A 16380-nucleotide genomic window follows, 5' to 3' on the forward strand; every position below is an offset into this window, starting at 1 on the left:
GGCCGGTGCAACCACCATGCGAGCAAGCGTATCGGCCAACACGGTCAATCCGGCGCCGACAATCAAGCTGCCAGGAATCAGAAATCGATGGTGGGCGCCCAACAACAGGCGCACGACATGCGGCACGACCAGCCCCACGAAGGCGATAACGCCGGTGTAGGCGACCACAGCGCCAACGGCGAGTACGGTGGCACCCAGCAGCCGGTTGCGTACGCGCTGGCCGTCCACGCCGAGATGCCCGGCCACCTGCTCGCCCAGCGCCAGCGCGTCCAGGGAACGGTGCTCGCGCACCATCATCACGCAGCAAACCGCGACCACGGGCACGAGCCATTGCAGGGCCGCCCAGTCGGTGCGCGCGAGACTGCCGAACATCCAGAACGTTAATGTCCGAAGCTGCTGATCGTCCGCGGCGTAGATCATCAGGCCCAATAACGCCGCCGTGAGCGCGTTGATCGCAACCCCGCCCAGCAACAGCGCCACGGCGGAGGTGCGACCATCGGCTCGAGCCAACGCGAATACCGCCAGCGCCGATAACAGGCCGCCGCCGAATGCCGCCATCGGCAACAACAGGCTGCCCAGCCCCCACACAATGACCAGGGCGGCGCCCAGGGCCGCCCCGCTGGAAATCCCGATCAGCGCCGGCTCGACCAGTGGGTTGCGTGTGAGCCCCTGCAACACCGCGCCACCGCCTGCCAGCGCTGCGCCGGCCACCAGTGCCGTGAGCACGCGCGGCAGGCGGATGACCTCGATCGTCGCCTGCTCATAGGCGGGTACCGATGATTGCCCGATGCCAATCAAACCGAGAACGATGTCGAAGGTGCGGTTCAATGGAATCTGTAGAGGCCCCAATGCCAGACTGCAAAGCGCGACAAAGACCGTGGCCACCAGCAGTCCAGCGGTGACCGGCCCCCGCGCGCTGTCGGCGATTCGAATCATGGCGTGGCCATGGCTGGTGCCGGCGCGAGCGCGGTAGCCAGGCGCTCCGCGGCCTCGCCCAGACGCGGCCCCATGCCCAGCAGCAACAAGCTGTCCAGCACCACGAACTGATCGGCGGCCAACGACACAAAACCCGGCTGCCCGCGCAATCTGTCCAAGCCTCCCAGCGTCCGCAAAGCATGATCGGGCACGACCACCGCCTGTGGGGCGAGTCGCAGCAGCGCTTCGTCGCCAACGGGTCGGTAGCCTCGGAATGCGGAGGCCGCATTGCGCGCGCCGACCAGTGTCAACATGGCATCGGCGGCCGTACCGCGCCCGGCGACCATGATCTGACCGCCCTGGCCTCCGATTACGACGATCACGTCCCGTGGTTCGCCGCCAATCGACGGCAGGCCGCGTAGTGCAATGAGCAGTTCGCGGACCAGCGCCTGCGCCCGATCCGGGCGGCCCAGAAGTGTCGCCAATGTCTCGATCATCGACACAGTGTCGTTCACCGAGCGCGGATCGGGAACCAGGGTGACCGCGACACCCGCCGCGCGAAGTTGCTCGAATACTGCTTCCGGGCCGGCATGTTCGGCGGCCAGCACGTGGTCCGGCCGCATCGCGAGAATGCCTTCAGCCGCCAGCGTGCGCGCATAACCCACCTTCGGGCGTGAGACGGCGGCCTGGGGATAGGTGCTGCTGGTGTCCACGGCCACGACCTGATCTCCGGCGCCCAGCGCGAAAACAGTTTCGGTGACCGCGCCCCCGATCGTGACCAGCCGCGCCGCCTCCGCCGAAACCGTCACCGGTACGACGATCGCGAGCAAGGACAGCAAGCCGATCGACCACGCCCCCCAGAAACACCGCGAAACCCGGTTTCCGGCACGCGTTGTGGCGCACGTCAGCGGCCGCGTCGACCGGCCGAATGAACCCGCAAGAGGCAGAGGCATAAGAGAGTATTTGTGAATACGAATGGTTCTCATTAAGATACATTTCAGGACCATGCTGCGGCAAGCCCTGCGCTGCCGCGAACCCGCCGCCACAAGGACGTCCACGCGCCATGACCGAAGCTGCCTCCGAGGCCCGCCGCCTGCTCTCCCGCTGCACGCATGGCGTGTTGTCCACGCATAGCGTGACCGTGGAGGGCTATCCGCTGGGATCGATCACCCCGTATGTGCTGGACCCGCAGGGCCTCCCGCTCATCCTGATTTCGTCGATCGCCCAGCACACGAAGAATCTGATCCGCAATCCCAAGTGCTCGCTGACGCTATCCGAGCCGGAGGTCGACGATGTGCAGGCCAGCGGCCGGTTGAGCGTGCTGGCAGATGCATCGCCGTTAACGGATGCCGAGGCCGCGCTGGGCGAGCGCTACATGCGATTTTTTCCCGATGCCCGCGACTACGAGCAGGCCCACGATTTTGCATTCTGGCGATTGACGCCGGTGCGTCTGCGCTACATCGGCGGATTCGGCAAGATCCATTGGCTCGATCCGGCACAGGCGCTGCGTCCCAACCCGTTCTCCGTGGAACAGGAGACGGGCGCCGTCGCCCATATGAACCGCGATCATGCGGATGCCGTTGCCAAGTACTGTGAGTTTGCTGGCCTGAACACCGCGGGGCGCCGGCCCGAGATGACCGGGGTCGATGCCGAGGGGCTTTACATTCGCATCGGGCACGCCGTGCATCGCGTCGGCTTTCGTGAGCCGGTGGAATCCATGGATGCGCTGCGCAAGACCACGATTGCGATGTGCCAACCGGACTACTGGGGTGCTGCTCAGGCAGCCGGGTCGAGTCAATGAATAGGGGTGCGCTGCTCGCGGCGTGCTCCTTACTGCTACCCACGACGCTGGCCGCACAAGCCTCAGACACGCCGCAGGTGCTGGACCCCATCGTGGTCACCGGCACCCGGACCGAACACCGGATCAGCGACAGCCCGGTCGATGTACAACTCATCACCGCCGAGGACATCCAGCACTCCGGCGCCCGCGACGTAGCCGAGCTGCTGGAACGCGAGGGCGGAGTCCATGTCGCCCGCGTCGCCGGCCGCGGCACCAGCATCGAGATCCAGGGCCTGTCCTCCGAGCATGTGCTGATTCTGCTGAACGGCCAGCGCGTCATCGGCCGCATCAATGGCGCGATCGACCTAACCCGCCTGCGGGTTGCCGAAATCGAGCGGATCGAGATCGTCAAGGGCCCCAGCTCGGCACTGTACGGCTCGGATGCGCTGGGTGGTGTGGTCAATATCATCACGCGCCAAGCCGCGAACGGCGGCAGCGTCATCGCGCGGCTGGATGACTCGCACCAAGGCGATGTGTTCGCATTCGGCGGCTGGTCTGGCGATGCACTCCGCGGGCAGATCAGCGGCGGTTACAGTCGGCTGAGGCCCTATGACCTGGACGACGCCACCCCCGGCGACGATGCCGTCGACGGCGTCAGCCGCTTCGCCTCGGGGCAACTGGACTGGAACCCTTCTGCGCGGGCCTCACTGGCGGCCTACGGTGCCTACTCCCTGGACGACACGCAGCGCGTCGACAGCGGCACCGGGGGCCGCGTCTACGACACCATCAAGCGCATCGAGGAAGTCCGTGCGCAGGTCACGCCGCGGATGCGCATCGGCGCCGCAACCGACCTGCGTCTCGATCTCGGCTACCAGCGCTACTTCGACCAGTATCTGCAAGTACAGCGGAATGCCGAGGACGGCGTCACCGACGAGGAAACACTGGACGAAATCGGTCTCATGGGGCTGCAGGTCGACCATCTCGCCGGTCGCCATCTGCTCACCGCCGGAGTGGAGCATCAGCTCGAAACCCTGGAGGCCGATCGCCTGGAATCCGACGGCGAACGCGATCGGCAGGCGGTCTTCGTACAAGACGATTTCACGCTGCTCGACGGGGCGCTGACGCTGGTGCCAGGACTACGCTACGACCGCGATTCGCTGTTCGGCCATCAGTGGTCCCCCAAGTTCGCGGCACGGCTGGACCTGACCCAGAACTGGTTGCTGCGACTGGGTTACGGCCATGGCTACCGGGCACCGGACTTCAAGCAACTGCTGCTGCGATTCGAGAACACGGCCGTGGGCTATCGGGTAGACGGCAAGCCCGATCTGAGGCCAGAGCGCAGCCGCGGCCTGAACATCGGCACCACCTGGTTCGCCAACCCCACCACCAGCCTGTCCGCCACGGCGTTCCACAACCGGGTCGAGGACCTAATCGAGATCGTGCTGACCGAACCCGGCCCCCCAACCATTTACAGCTACCGCAACGTCTCGCGTGCCTGGCTGACCGGGGTCGATCTGCAAATGCAGTGGCGGCCGCTGCGCAGCCTGCAACTCCGCCTGGGCTACAGCTATCTGGACAGCGAGGACCGGGACACCGGCGCGACACTGAGCGGTCGCGCCACGCACCGCGCCAATGCCGCCCTCTACTTCGAACAACCGCGCTATGCCCTGGGCCTGCGCGGGACCTGGGTGGACGAACGCGAGTTCGGCGTGGAATTGGACTCCGGCGGTCCGCCCACGGGCGCCGGCATCGCCGGTGCCTACAGTCTGTTCGACGCCCGCACCGAGTGGCGCCGCTTCGCCCCGCTGCAGATCGCGGCCGGTGTCAAGAACCTGCTCGACGAAGGCGACCCGCGCTTTCTGCCCATCCAGCCCCGTTCGGCTTATCTCGAATTTCGGAGAGACTTCTGATGGCCCGTACCCGTCTTGCCCGTGCCGCTCCGCTCGGCTGTCTCCTGCTGTCACTAAACCTGATGACGGGCTGTGCCGACGATCTCTCGCCCCCTGCCGGGGTCAGCGGCGATGAGACACCGCAGGCCGAACTGCCGGGCCCGGGGGGCGATCAAGCCGCGTTTAGCGCCGTTGGCGGCTACTACCACGGCCGGATCGACGCGACGGGCAACGACTGGATCTATATCGACCTGGAAACGCAGACACAGGTCACGCCGGCTGACCCCGATGCCAGCGATGCCTGGGACATCGCCTTTCTCGGCACCGACATCAAGATGAACGGTGGCGCGTCCGGCACGCCGCCCGCCGGTGAGGCTGTGGTTGTCTACCCCGACAAGGTCGAGGCCGGCGTGACCTACCCCTGGGAAGCAGTCACCGGTGCGCCACCGCCCACCGCCGTCGACTACCTCACCGATGAACGCGGAGGCCTGTTGACGGGCTTCACACCGCAGTACGTGTTCACCAACCACCCCGAAGCCGACACCGAACCGGACCGCGTCACGGCCGCGGGCGACCACGGCTGGTATCACGATACCGGTGTCGCCGAAGGCTCGATGATCACCGCACGCAACAACGTCGCCTACGTTATTCGCAGCGTGGAATGCCGCTATTTCAATCTGCGGATGACCGGGTACCGGTCAGAGGCCAACGAGACCGGTTATCCGCAGTTCGATCTGCTGGAGATCCCCGGATCACCTTGCAGCACCGATGGCGGCGGCGTGGTGCCGCGAGGCGCCGTAACGTTCTCCAACACGGCCGACGGCCAGCAGGCGGAGGTCGATGCCACCGCCGAGGACGCCTGGGTCTACATCGATCTGATCAATGCCCTGCAGGTCGAGCCGGCCGAACCAGCAAGCGAGCTGACCTGGGACATCGCACTCATGCGCACCGATCTCCAGATCAACGGCGGCATCTCAGGGCCGGGCGATGCGGCGCTGCACGACATGCTCGGTGGCGACTGGTCCGGCACCATCAGCGTCCCGACCGATGCCGAGTGGCATACGGACGAACCGGACGCGCTGGCCTTTGTCACCTACCCTCCCGCTGAGAACACCGGCGACGGCGCTTGCGGCGGCATCAATGGCGATTTCGGCTGGTACTACTACTCGGGGTTTTGCGACGACGGTGAGGGCGTGCACCACATCTCGCCCCGCGACGTGATCTACGTGGTTCGCGATCGCAGCGGCAGCTACTGGCGCCTGCGAATGCTCGCCTACTACGACGACGCCGGTAGTTCGGCGCATCCCAGCTTCGAGTTCGCGCCGCTGCAATAGACGCTGCGGTCGGCAAGTCTCTGCCGATCGAGCACGGATGGACTTGCCAGATCACCTCAGGCTGTTAGCGTCGCGGGTCCCATTCGAAGCACGGAGCACCCCCATGCCGACTGCACTCGTAGCGATTGCCGATGGCAGCGAAGACATCGAATCCGTCACCATCATCGACGTGCTGCGCCGCGCCGACGTGGACGTCACCGTCGCAAGCTGCGCGGCTGGGCGCCGGCAGATCACCGCCGCTCGCGGCACGCGAATCGAGACGGATGCGCTGATCGGCGACTGCCGTGATCAGCTGTTCGATGCCATCGTGCTGCCGGGCGGGATGCCCGGCGCCGAACACCTGGCGCAATGCGACAGCCTGATGGACATGGCACGGGAACAACTCGACGCCGACCGCCTGCTGGGAGCGATCTGTGCCGCGCCGGCCGTGGCACTGGAACCCAATGGCTTGCTCGCACGCCGTCGCATGACCTGCTTTCCGTCTTTTACCGAGCGCGTGGAAACCGGCACCTGGCTGGATGAACCTGTCGTGCGTGATGGCAGCCTGATCACCAGCCAGGGGCCCGGTACGGCCATCGCCTTCGCCCTGGCCCTGGTTGGTCAGTTGGTGAACCCGGAGTCAGCGGAGCACATCGGCCAGCAATTGCTGGCTGCTGCCTGACCGCTGGAATGCGTCAGCCGCCGCGCTCGCCAGACAGTTCAGGGGGCGGCTCGATGAGCGTGCGCGGCACCCAGCCAGTGTCACCACCCGGGGTTCGGATCTCGCACCAGTGCTGCCCGGCCTCGCGGCGCGACATGCAGTAGGACACATCGACGCCCGAGCCACCGGCGAGCCGGGTCAGCGCGTCGCCGGCGGGGCTGCGCCGGAGGATCACCGATTCGATAGCCGTCACGATGCGGTCGCCCACGGGCGGTGACTTATCGCCCGCGGAAACTCGCGACTCCAGCGTCTGCAACCGCGCTTCCATCGCCAGCAGGCGATTGGACATTTCCAGCGTCTCGTCGGCCCGGTCGGCATCCGCACCCGCGCCGGAGCCCTGCACGATAAACCAGCCGAAACCGGCCATCGCCACGTTGACCGCCAGCAGAATCGCCAGCCCGGTGAGCAGCAGCCGGCGCATCCGCGGTTCGGCGTTCTGATCGGCATCGGCCCCACCTCGAGACATCGACACCAGGCCGAGCACGGCAGCGATGACCACCGCGGCAAGTAAAATCAGTAAAACTGGATGCATGGTCTAAATTCGGTTTCCCCTCGGGCGGGCAGCGTAACTGATCGAGCCGGCGCCCTCATCGCCTTTGCACCATCGCCCTGATGCAAGCCGGCCCGGAATCGGCAACAATCCGCGCCCGGCTCCCGTCCACGCCTTCGGATTTTCAGCATGATCGACCGGCTCCGCCGCATCGTGACCAGCGACGCTTTCGGCCGCTTTATCACCACGGTGATCATCGTCAACGCGATCACCTTGGGCCTGCAGACCAGCGAACAGCTCACCGCGCGATGGGGCGAAGCGTTGCACGGGCTCGATCAGGTCGCCCTCGCAATCTTCACGGCCGAAATCCTGCTCCGACTGGCGGTGATCCCACGCCAATCACTTCGCGACCCCTGGTTCTGGTTCGATTTCAGCGTGGTCGCCATTTGCTACCTGCCCACCGCCGGCCCGCTGTCAGTACTGCGAACGCTGCGCCTGTTCCGCGTGCTGCGGCTGATCAGTGTCGTGCCCAGTCTGCGGCAGACCGTGCAAAGCCTGCTCGGCGCCCTGCCCGGCATGGGCTCGGTGGTGTTGCTGCTGGGGTTGATCTTCTACGTGGGTGCGGTCATCGCAACCGAAGTGTTCGGCGACGCGTTTCCCGCGTATTTCGGCACCCTGGGGCGCTCGCTCTACAGCCTGTTCCAGATCATGACGCTGGAATCGTGGAGCAACGGGATTGTTCGGCCGATTCTCAAGGAATTCCCGCTGGCATGGACATTCTTTGTCCCGTTCATCGTCATCACCAGCTTCGCCGTGCTGAACATGTTCATCGGGGTGATCGTGTCATCCATCGAAGCCGATAGTGAAGATCACCGCCGGGAGCACATGGCCGCGCTGGAAGCCCGACTGATGCAGCGGCTACAAGACATGGAAACGCGGCTGATGGCGCAACAATCGGCAGACCGCCCAGCCATCGAACAGGATGAAAACACCGCCTGATCAGGCAGCGGTCGATCTGCCTGGGTCCGCCCAGCTCACGCGATCCGCCTGCCTGACACTGTTAAAACCTTCGGCGAACTCGCGCGCCAGATCGGTTTCGATGGCCAGCTGCACTTCAGTGGTTTGGGGCGGAGTCTGTGATCGGGTTCGCATGTCGAGCTCTGCGGTGCCGCCGACTATGGCTTCGACGCCAGCCCAATCGCCGGCGCGTAGCCGATTTAGCGCTTCGGCCCCGTTTTCCGCCAGCGCGAACTCGAACATGCCGGTGCCGTGATGGCGCAGACACAAGCGCTTGACGAGCACTCCGGTCGCTGCAGCAAAATCTGATTGACGCAAGGTCGTCTTGACCGAGAGGCGCATCCACTCGGCGGATAGATCAAGCACGTCGCCTTGTGCCACGCTACGAGCGGCAAACTCGCGCAGCATCAGGCGAATCGCGCACGCACGAAAATACGTGGTCACGTCGTCGGCCGCGCCGCGACGACGATTCGCCCTGAACAATCCCTTGCTGCGTCCGAACCAAGCCCTGAGTGCCATGGTCGCTCCCCAGACCATCCTGGTCCGATACTGTCGATTCGAGCAGTCTGTGCGCGGCCGCCAGACGACGCAAGACATGCACAATGCCGCAATCGCGACCGCGGTCGCAGAACAGGCGACCGATGCCGCATAATTCGCCGCCCTTGTTCCCGCCATGCTCCGGATTCACAGCTGATGATCCTGATGATCGACAACTACGACTCGTTCACCTACAACCTGGTGCAATACCTGGGCGAGTTGGGGGCGGAGGTCGTGGTGCGGCGCAACGACGAGATCACCACAGATGGCATTGCCGCGCTGGCGCCGTCGCATTTGATGATCTCGCCCGGCCCCTGCACGCCGAACGAAGCCGGGGTCTCGATGCAGGTGATCCGGCGCTTTGCGGGGCAGATACCGATACTCGGCGTTTGCCTCGGGCACCAGTGCATCGGCCAGGTCTACGGCGGCCAGGTCGTTCGGGCACGGGCGGTCATGCACGGCAAGACATCTGCCATCCACCACAGCGCCACAGGCGTGTTCAGCGCGCTGCCATCACCGTATGAGGCGACTCGCTACCATTCGCTGGTTGTCGACGCTGCGACGCTGCCCGCGGAGTTCGAAGTGACGGCCTGGACTGAGCACGCTGACGGTTCGGTCGACGAAATCATGGGCCTGCGTCATCGCAGCCTGCCGATCGAAGGCGTGCAGTTTCATCCGGAATCGATACTCACCGCGCATGGCCATGACCTGCTGAAGAATTTTCTCAGCATGCGTAGCACGCCACTGGCAGCCTAGTCGCTGTCCAGCAACGCCTGGATGTCCTTGGTCGTCGCCCGGCGAATCGGTTGATCATCCACGGATGAAATCGGTGGTTGACGGCCCCCGCGTTCCGAAAAGACGGTGGCGGCGACGCGCGTGCCTTCGAACTCGAATTCGCAGACGGGCCGCTCCTCGAACACGCCACGCCTGATCTGCAGCCGGACGGCGCCCGTATCGAAGGCGATGCCCTGGTTGAGAAAATGGATGTCCAGTTCCTCCACCGCGTCGGCAAACACGTGCAACTGGATATCGTACTCCCGCGGCTCCAAGCCAATCGCGCCGGACAGGACACCGCCTACCAACCGCGGCCGAAACTCTGCCAGCCAGCGCATGACCCGAATGGCTTTTTGGCGCAGTGCGCGCAAATCCCGGCCCAGGGTTTCGCCGCCAAAGACCTTCTGATAAGCGAGTATGGCGTCGCGAATCTCGCTGTTGCGTGGCAGGCCCGAAGTGGCCTCGGCAGGCAGGTGCTCCGCGGCCTTGGACTTGGCCAGTCGGTAGTCCTTGAGGCCAGTTTCACAGATGATGCGGGCTGCTTCGTTCGCCAGCGCCGCACGTGCTCGGTCGGCGGGGGTCATGGTCAGAACAGGTCTTCGACGCTCTTGGAGTCCTGGCCGTTGCGGTTCCAATCGGAATAGTGATCCGGCGCCTTCGGCACCAGATCCGCAGGGAAGGTTTCGAACACGGCATCTTCGGTGCCGTAAGTCGCCAGCTCGCCCGTGGCCGGATCGATCCGCACCGTCACCAGGCCGGGCGGGCGCTCCATGGTCGAGTTTGGCTGGCCATCGAGCGCCTTGCGCATGAAGTCAATCCACATCGGCAGCGCCGCCCGGCCACCGGCCTCTCCGCGCCCCAGCGGGCGCATCTGGTCGAAACCGATCCAGGCCACCGCAACGAGCTGACCATTGAAGCCGGCGAACCACGCGTCGTTTTCGTCGTTGGTCGTGCCGGTCTTGCCGGCCAAGTCAGTGCGACCCAAGGAGCGGGCGCGCCGCGCTGTGCCACGGGCTACCACGTCCTGCATCATGCTGGTCATCAACCAGGCGTTCTCGGGTTCAATCACCCGCGGTGCCGGTTTGACGATGGGCGTATCGATGCCCGCCCCCCGCGTCGGATCGTCAGGCGGACCACCCAGGAACTTGGGTGCCTCGATCGGCACAGCCGGGCTAGCGTCATCCAGCCCCGGACAGCGCAAACAGCCGATGCTGCGTTCCGGCATGGCGATCGGCTCGCCTGTCGCGGATTCGATCGCATCCATCCAGAACGGGTCGACGAGAAACCCCCCGTTGGCAAACACCGCGTAGGCACGGGCAAGCTCCAGCGGAGACAGCACGCCGCTGCCCAGAGCCAGGGACAGGTTGCGGGGCAAGCGATCTTTGGGCAGGCCGAAACGGCTGATATGGTCACGCGCGGCATCGATGCCGACCTGCCGCAGCAGGCGGATCGACACGAGATTGCGCGAGTTCACCAGGGCTTCGCGCATCCGCGTCGGGCCGTAAAACCGACCGGTGTAGTTTTCTGGTCGCCAGGTGTCTTCCAGCGCCGGATCATCGAATACGACCGGGGCATCGTTGATCACCGAAGCCGGCGTCAGTCCGTTGGCCAGCGCGGCGGAATAAAGCAGTGGCTTGAACGCCGACCCCGGCTGCCGCTGTGCCTGCACGGCACGATTGAACTTGCCCAGGAAGAAGTCGAAGCCACCGACCATGGCCTTGACCTCGCCCGTGACGGGATCCAGCGCAACCAACGCGCCCTGCACGGCGGGAATCTGCGCCAGCCGCCAGATCTTCGCACCGTCATCGGTTTGCACCGATTCCATGCGCAGGACATCGCCGATTTGCGGGCGGCTCTGGTCGCTGAGTTCCGCCCAGGCCAGCCCTTCCGGCGTGATGACCTGCTCGCCCAGCTCCAGCGTACGCACGACCAGGCCGCCGTCTTCTTCGCCCACCACAACCGCCGCCGGCAATCCGCGAATCAGTGGCAGGTCACGCAGTTGCTGGTGCCAGGCGAGGTCCACCTCAGGGTCGGACCAGTCCGTGTCGGGACCGAACCCGGTCTGGGCTTCCGGCCCGCGGTAGCCGTGACGCTGGTCATACGCCAGCAACGCGGTCTTTAGCGCCTCGTCGGCCGCGCGCTGCAATTTGGAATCCAGCGTGCTGCGCACATGGTAGCCGCCGGTGTAGGCCGCCTCGCCGTACCGCTGCACCATGTCCGCGCGCAGTAGTTCGGCCATGTAGTCGGCCTCGATTTCACCCAGTCCGCGTGTCAGCTCCGCCGTGACCGGCGAGGTGATCGCCGCGTCAAACTGCGCCTGGTTGATCATGTCCAGTTCGCGCATGCGCCGCAGGACGTAGTTGCGGCGGATGAGCGCGCGTTCCGGATTGGCGATGGGGTTGTAGGCCGACGGCGCCTTGGGCAGACCGGCCAGCATTGCCGCCTCGGCCAGGGTCAACTCCTCCGCGCGCTTGCCGTAGTACACCTCGGCAGCAGCACCGACACCGTAGGCCCGGTTGCCGAGAAAGATCTTGTTGAGATAACGCTCGAGAATCTCCTGCTTGCTCAGCTGCTTCTCGATATCCAGCGCCAGAAAAATCTCGCGCAGCTTGCGTTCGTAGGTGCGATCCGACGTCAGAAAGAAATTGCGCGCGAGCTGCATGGTGATGGTGCTGCCGCCCTGCGTTTTATCCCCCGTCGTCCCGAGCACCCAGGCGGCACGCACCAGACCCTGCCAGTCCACCCCGGGGTGTTCGAAGAACCGATCGTCCTCTGCGGCCAGCACCGCATTGATCAGCGGCTGCGGCAATTGCTCATACGACAGCGGGGCGCGGCGCTCGGCGCCATATTCCCGCATCAACACGCCGTCGGCGGTGTAGATCCGTAGCGGAACCTGCAGTTCCAGATCGTCCAGGCTCGTCACCTGCGGCAAGCCTGGCTTGAAGTAAGCCCCCAACGCGTAGAAACCGCCTATCGCAGCCAGGGCACCTAACAGCGCGAGACCGGCGAAGATGGAGAGGCAAATCAGGATGATTCGGCGGGAGCGCCGATTTCGAGAGCCGTCAGCTTGAGACATGGAGCGCAGGTTTGGGCGTTGGATCAAGGATTTGTGCTCGTATCTTCTTGTTGATTCCGAGTCACACTGGGCTATAGTTAACGAGGCTGTCTGCCCATCGCAGGCGGTGAGGTGGGATGCCTACTCAACAGGGGGATGTGCTCTAGCGCACAGTATACATGGGGATGCTAGACAAGCTCTTAGGCCGCGGGCCGGAACCCCTATTGGGCATCGACATCAGTTCGAGCGCGATCAAGCTGCTGGAACTGCGCCGATCCGGAGCCCGTTATGAGGTTTGCGCCTTCGCTATCGAAGGCCTGCCGCCGGCGGCCGTGGTCGACAAACAGATCAACGAACCGGAGTCGGTAGGCGAGGCCATCGCCAAGGCCGTACAGCGCGCCGGCACCAAGACCAAGCGCGCCGCGGTCGCCGTGGCCGGCTCTTCGGTCATCACCAAGACCATCACCATGCCTGCCTCGCTGACCGAAGCGGACATGGAAGAACAGATCAAGGTCGAGGCGGATCAGTACATCCCCTACTCGATCGACGATGTGAATCTCGATTTCCAGATCCTCGGCCCGACCGAGCATGCCGAAGAAACCGTCGATGTCCTGTTGGCTGCCTGCCGCAAGGACACGGTGGAATCACGCATTAGCGTGCTGGAACTCGGCGGCCTGACACCGGCCATCGTCGACATCGAAGCCTTTGTGCTGGAGAACGCCTGCGAGGTTCTGTTGCCGCAGATGCCTGATCAGGGGCGGGGTCGCACCGTCGCGGTCATCGATGTGGGCTCCAGTGGCATGACGACAGTGATCCTGCAGGATGGCGAGGTCGTTCATACCCGCGATCAGCAATTCGGTGGCCGCCAGCTCACCGAGGACATCATGCGCCACTACGGCATGTCCTGGGAGGAAGCCGGCAAGGCCAAGCGCTTCGGCAACCTGCCCGAGGACTATCAGGAATCGGTCCTGGCGCCTTTTATCGAAGACATGGCGCAACAGATCGATCGCGGCCTGCAGTTTTATTTCGCCTCGTCAGGGGAAGCCCAACGCATCGATCAGATCATGCTGGCCGGTGGCTGCGCGGCGATTCCGGGCGTGGAGGCCACCATTGGTGAGCGACTGGACATCACAACTGTGATCGCACAGCCCTTTGCGGACATGACGGTGCTGGCCCGCGCCAAACCGCAACTGGTCGAGCGGGATGCCGGCAGCATGCTCTTGGCCTGCGGTTTGGCCCTACGCGCGTTTGACACGCCATGAAGCAGATCAACCTACTCGACTGGCGCGAAGAACGCCGCGGGCGGCTCAAGAAGCAGTTCGCGCAGACCGCGATTGGCGGCGCAGTGGTAGCGGCCTTGCTGGTCTTCGGCGGCATGCGCTTCATGGACAGCGCGATCGAGTATCAGAACAAGCGCAACACCATGCTCAAGTCCGAGATCAAGGCCATTGATCGCAAGATCAAGGAGATCGAGGAGCTCGAACGCGTCAAGGCCAACCTGCTCGCGCGGATGCGCATCATCGAGGAGTTGCAGGCCAGTCGATCGCAGACCGTGCATTTCTTCGATGAGATCGTGAACACCCTGCCCGACGGCGTTCACCTGACGCTGATTCGCCAGCAGGGGCAGGCCACGACGATCGAGGGCATGGCCGAATCGAACGGTCGGGTCTCGACGTACATGAAGAACCTGGATGCCTCCGAATGGTTTTCCGATCCGCGCCTGGTCGTTATCAAGACCAGCAACGAGCGCAACGGCGCCGGTCGCGCCAGCCAGTTCACGCTACAGATCAAGAATGTCCGACCGTCGGCCGATAACGCGAACGAGGACGACTCGTGAACGCACGCGAAATCATTGACGACCTTCAAGGGTTGGACCCCAACAACCCAGGCGCCTGGCCGGGGTACGCCCGTATTGGTGCCATCGTGCTGATCATGGCAGTGATCATCGGCGCGGGGACCTGGTATCTGGTCAAGCCGAAGTTCGCCCAGCTGGAAAAGGTCGAATCCGAGGAAACCCAGCTGCGGCAGACGTTTGAGACGAAGCAGAAGAAGATCGCCAACCTCGATGCCTACAAGGCGCAACTCGAAGAGATGCGCCGCTCTTTCGGTGCCATGCTGCGACAGCTTCCGAACCGGACCGAGGTTGCCAATCTGCTGAACGACATTTCGCAGACCCGCGTGGCCAGCGGCCTCGAGGAAGAGCTGTTTCAGCCTCAGGGCCAGGTGACCAAAGAGTTCTATGCCGAGTTGCCCAACAAGATCACCGTGGTGGGCAGCTTCCACGAAATGGGCAGCTTCGTGTCCGGTGTGGCCGCCCTGCCGCGCATCGTCACCGTTGACCAGGTCGAGATCCGGCCCGCCGGCGGTAACCGCCGCAACAGCAGTGCGCCCGATGGCGAGCTACGAATGCAGGCGCTGGCCAAGACGTTCCGCTATCTCGATGAAAACGACGAGGAACAGGAATGAACCGCCCGGCGCACCTGTTGCTGTGGATGCTGTGCCTCGCCGGGCTCACGGCCTGCGGCCGCGACACGTCGGAGTTAGAGGCCTACATCGCAGAAGTGAAAGCGCGCAAATCGACGGTTGTCGAGCCGATTCCACAAATTCGCCAGTACGAGCCATTCGAGTATCTGGCGGCCGACCGGCGCGACCCGTTCACACCGCAGGCTCAAGATGCGCCGAACAGCGGTCCGTCGCCGGAGAACAGCCTGCGCCCCGACGCCAACCGCAACCGCGAGGCGTTGGAAGAGTTCCCGCTGGACAGCTTGCGCATGGTCGGCACGCTCAGTACGCAGCGTGCTACCTACGCGCTGATCCGCGCGCCAGATGGCATCGTGCACAGGGTCGCGGTGGGCAACTACCTGGGCCAAAACTACGGCAAGATCACCGGAATCACCGAGGCCGAGGTCAAACTTGAAGAAATTATTCCAGACGGCTTCGGCGGATTTATGAAGCGTTCCGCCTCAATAGCGCTCAGCGAAAACTAGGGAGTGGGCAAGATGGCTCGATTTGCCAACAAACGATTTGCGACAAGCCTGAGCGCCGGGGTCGCGTTACTGCTTGCCGCGGCCAACGTGGCCGCCCAGGGACCCACCCGCGCCTTGCAGGATGTGACGTTCACAGCCTTGCCGGGAGATGCAGTACGCATCGTGCTCAGCCTGTCCGAGCCCGCGCCGGAACCGAGAACCTTCACGGTCGAGTCGCCGGCCCGGCTGTCGCTGGATCTGCCGGATACGCGCAGCGCCATGGCGGAGCGCTACCAGAAGATTAACGTCGGCCAGGTCACCAGCGTGGCCACGGCCGAGGCCCGTGGCCGCACCCGGGTCGTCGTCGAACTGAATCAGCTCGTGCCCTACACCGTAAGCGCACAGGGCACCCAGATCGTGGTGGAACTGGCCGGCCGCGCCGATGGCTCTCGCGCCCGCAGCAGCACCAGCACAGCGCCGGCTGCTCCGAAACCGGAAATCACCAACATCGACTTCCGTCGTGGCGAAACCGGTCAGGGCCGCATCATCGTCACGCTCACCGATCCCAAAACACCGGTCGACGTGCGCGAAGAAGGCGGCAAGATCATTGCTGAATTCAAGAACACCGATCTGCCCGACCGCTTCGCCCGGCGTCTGGATGTCCTCGATTTCGCGACACCGGTGAAATACATCGACGCCGTGCAGGAGGGTATCCATTCGCGCCTGGTGGTTTACCCGATCGCCTCCGGCGACTTTGACCAGGTGGCCTACCAGTCCGGCAACGTGTTCACGCTGGAACTGCAGCCGCTGACGCTAGCCGAGCTCGATCAGCGTGAGCGCGAAAAGCCCAAATACACCGGAGAACGCATTTCTCTGTCGTTCCAGAGCGTCGATATCCGTGCCCTGCTGCAAATCATCGCCGA

General features: G+C 64.4%; 17 protein-coding genes. 11 read left to right on the top strand and 6 right to left on the bottom strand.

The genetic code is table 11. The features are described from left to right. Together ACE1EY_RS14185 and ACE1EY_RS14190 are read right to left on the bottom strand one after the other, a co-directional pair. Window positions 1-936 (bottom strand): FecCD family ABC transporter permease (locus ACE1EY_RS14185; protein WP_370300475.1); only part of this gene is annotated, 936 nt, incomplete at its 3' end. Further along, entirely contained in the window at window positions 933-1754 is an 822-nt protein-coding gene (locus tag ACE1EY_RS14190; protein ID WP_291514047.1) for an ABC transporter substrate-binding protein, read from the bottom strand. The genes ACE1EY_RS14190 and ACE1EY_RS14185, both read right to left, overlap by 4 nt. A 224-nt stretch (window positions 1755-1978) precedes the next feature. Here ACE1EY_RS14190 and ACE1EY_RS14195 point away from each other — a divergent pair, with 224 nt between their 5' ends. From ACE1EY_RS14195 to ACE1EY_RS14210, 4 genes are all read left to right on the top strand, one after another. Continuing rightward, the gene (locus ACE1EY_RS14195; RefSeq protein WP_291514048.1) at window positions 1979-2716 is read left to right on the top strand and encodes a DUF2470 domain-containing protein; all 738 of its coding nucleotides are present in this window, start codon (window positions 1979-1981) and stop codon (window positions 2714-2716) included. Continuing rightward, window positions 2713-4605 (top strand): TonB-dependent receptor, encoded by a 1893-nt coding sequence (locus ACE1EY_RS14200; RefSeq protein WP_291514049.1) that lies wholly within the window; start codon window positions 2713-2715, stop codon window positions 4603-4605. Before ACE1EY_RS14195 ends, ACE1EY_RS14200 begins: the two co-directional genes overlap by 4 nt. Then, entirely contained in the window at window positions 4605-5918 is a 1314-nt protein-coding gene (locus ACE1EY_RS14205; protein WP_370300476.1) for an HmuY family protein, read from the top strand. The genes ACE1EY_RS14200 and ACE1EY_RS14205 overlap by 1 nt, the downstream gene beginning before the upstream one ends. Window positions 5919-6021: 103 nt before the next feature. Beyond that, window positions 6022-6579: a DJ-1 family glyoxalase III gene (locus ACE1EY_RS14210; RefSeq protein WP_291514051.1), complete on the top strand. Its 558-nt coding sequence runs from the start codon at window positions 6022-6024 to the stop codon at window positions 6577-6579. Window positions 6580-6592: 13 nt separating this feature from the next. On the opposite strand, the gene ACE1EY_RS14215 is transcribed toward ACE1EY_RS14210, so the two are convergent. Continuing rightward, entirely contained in the window at window positions 6593-7150 is a 558-nt protein-coding gene (locus ACE1EY_RS14215; RefSeq protein WP_291514052.1) for an SH3 domain-containing protein, read from the bottom strand. Window positions 7151-7297: 147 nt separating this feature from the next. On the opposite strand from ACE1EY_RS14215, the gene ACE1EY_RS14220 reads away from it, so the two are divergent. Beyond that, a complete protein-coding gene (locus tag ACE1EY_RS14220; RefSeq protein WP_370300477.1) occupies window positions 7298-8107 on the top strand; it encodes an ion transporter in 810 nt (269 codons plus the stop codon). On the opposite strand, the gene ACE1EY_RS14225 is transcribed toward ACE1EY_RS14220, so the two are convergent. Continuing rightward, on the bottom strand, window positions 8108-8644 hold the full coding sequence (locus ACE1EY_RS14225) for a hypothetical protein (RefSeq protein WP_291514054.1): 537 nt from the start codon (window positions 8642-8644) through the stop codon (window positions 8108-8110). Window positions 8645-8818: 174 nt separating this feature from the next. Between ACE1EY_RS14225 and ACE1EY_RS14230 the strand changes: the two genes are divergently transcribed. Further along, complete coding sequence (locus tag ACE1EY_RS14230) at window positions 8819-9418, top strand: aminodeoxychorismate/anthranilate synthase component II (RefSeq protein WP_291514055.1); 600 nt, start codon at window positions 8819-8821, stop codon at window positions 9416-9418. Here ACE1EY_RS14230 and ACE1EY_RS14235 read toward each other — a convergent pair. Beyond that, entirely contained in the window at window positions 9415-10020 is a 606-nt protein-coding gene (locus ACE1EY_RS14235; protein WP_291514056.1) for a hypothetical protein, read from the bottom strand. The two genes, ACE1EY_RS14230 and ACE1EY_RS14235, sit on opposite strands and share 4 nt — an antisense overlap. A gap of 2 nt (window positions 10021-10022) precedes the next feature. Beyond that, window positions 10023-12512 carry a penicillin-binding protein 1A gene (locus ACE1EY_RS14240; RefSeq protein WP_291514057.1) on the bottom strand — a complete coding sequence of 830 codons (2490 nt, stop codon included), beginning with the start codon at window positions 12510-12512 and terminating at the stop codon, window positions 10023-10025. Between the two features lie 158 nt (window positions 12513-12670). On the opposite strand from ACE1EY_RS14240, the gene ACE1EY_RS14245 reads away from it, so the two are divergent. The 5 genes from ACE1EY_RS14245 to ACE1EY_RS14265 all read left to right on the top strand — a co-directional run. Beyond that, the gene (locus ACE1EY_RS14245) at window positions 12671-13753 is read left to right on the top strand and encodes a pilus assembly protein PilM (protein ID WP_291514058.1); all 1083 of its coding nucleotides are present in this window, start codon (window positions 12671-12673) and stop codon (window positions 13751-13753) included. Next, window positions 13750-14328, top strand: coding sequence for a PilN domain-containing protein (locus tag ACE1EY_RS14250; protein WP_291514059.1), 579 nt, complete (start codon window positions 13750-13752; stop codon window positions 14326-14328). Before ACE1EY_RS14245 ends, ACE1EY_RS14250 begins: the two co-directional genes overlap by 4 nt. Beyond that, window positions 14325-14957, top strand: a complete 633-nt coding sequence (locus tag ACE1EY_RS14255) for a type 4a pilus biogenesis protein PilO (RefSeq protein WP_291514060.1) — start codon at window positions 14325-14327, stop codon at window positions 14955-14957. The genes ACE1EY_RS14250 and ACE1EY_RS14255 overlap by 4 nt, the downstream gene beginning before the upstream one ends. 26 nt (window positions 14958-14983) lie before the next feature. Continuing rightward, window positions 14984-15478: a pilus assembly protein PilP gene (locus ACE1EY_RS14260; protein ID WP_370300480.1), complete on the top strand. Its 495-nt coding sequence runs from the start codon at window positions 14984-14986 to the stop codon at window positions 15476-15478. A gap of 12 nt (window positions 15479-15490) precedes the next feature. Then, a partial coding sequence (locus ACE1EY_RS14265; protein WP_370300479.1) for an AMIN domain-containing protein occupies window positions 15491-16380 on the top strand: 890 nt, incomplete at its 3' end.

The sequence above is a fragment of the Abyssibacter sp. genome (genome assembly GCF_964229365.1).
Taxonomy (GTDB): domain Bacteria; phylum Pseudomonadota; class Gammaproteobacteria; order Nevskiales; family OUC007; genus Abyssibacter.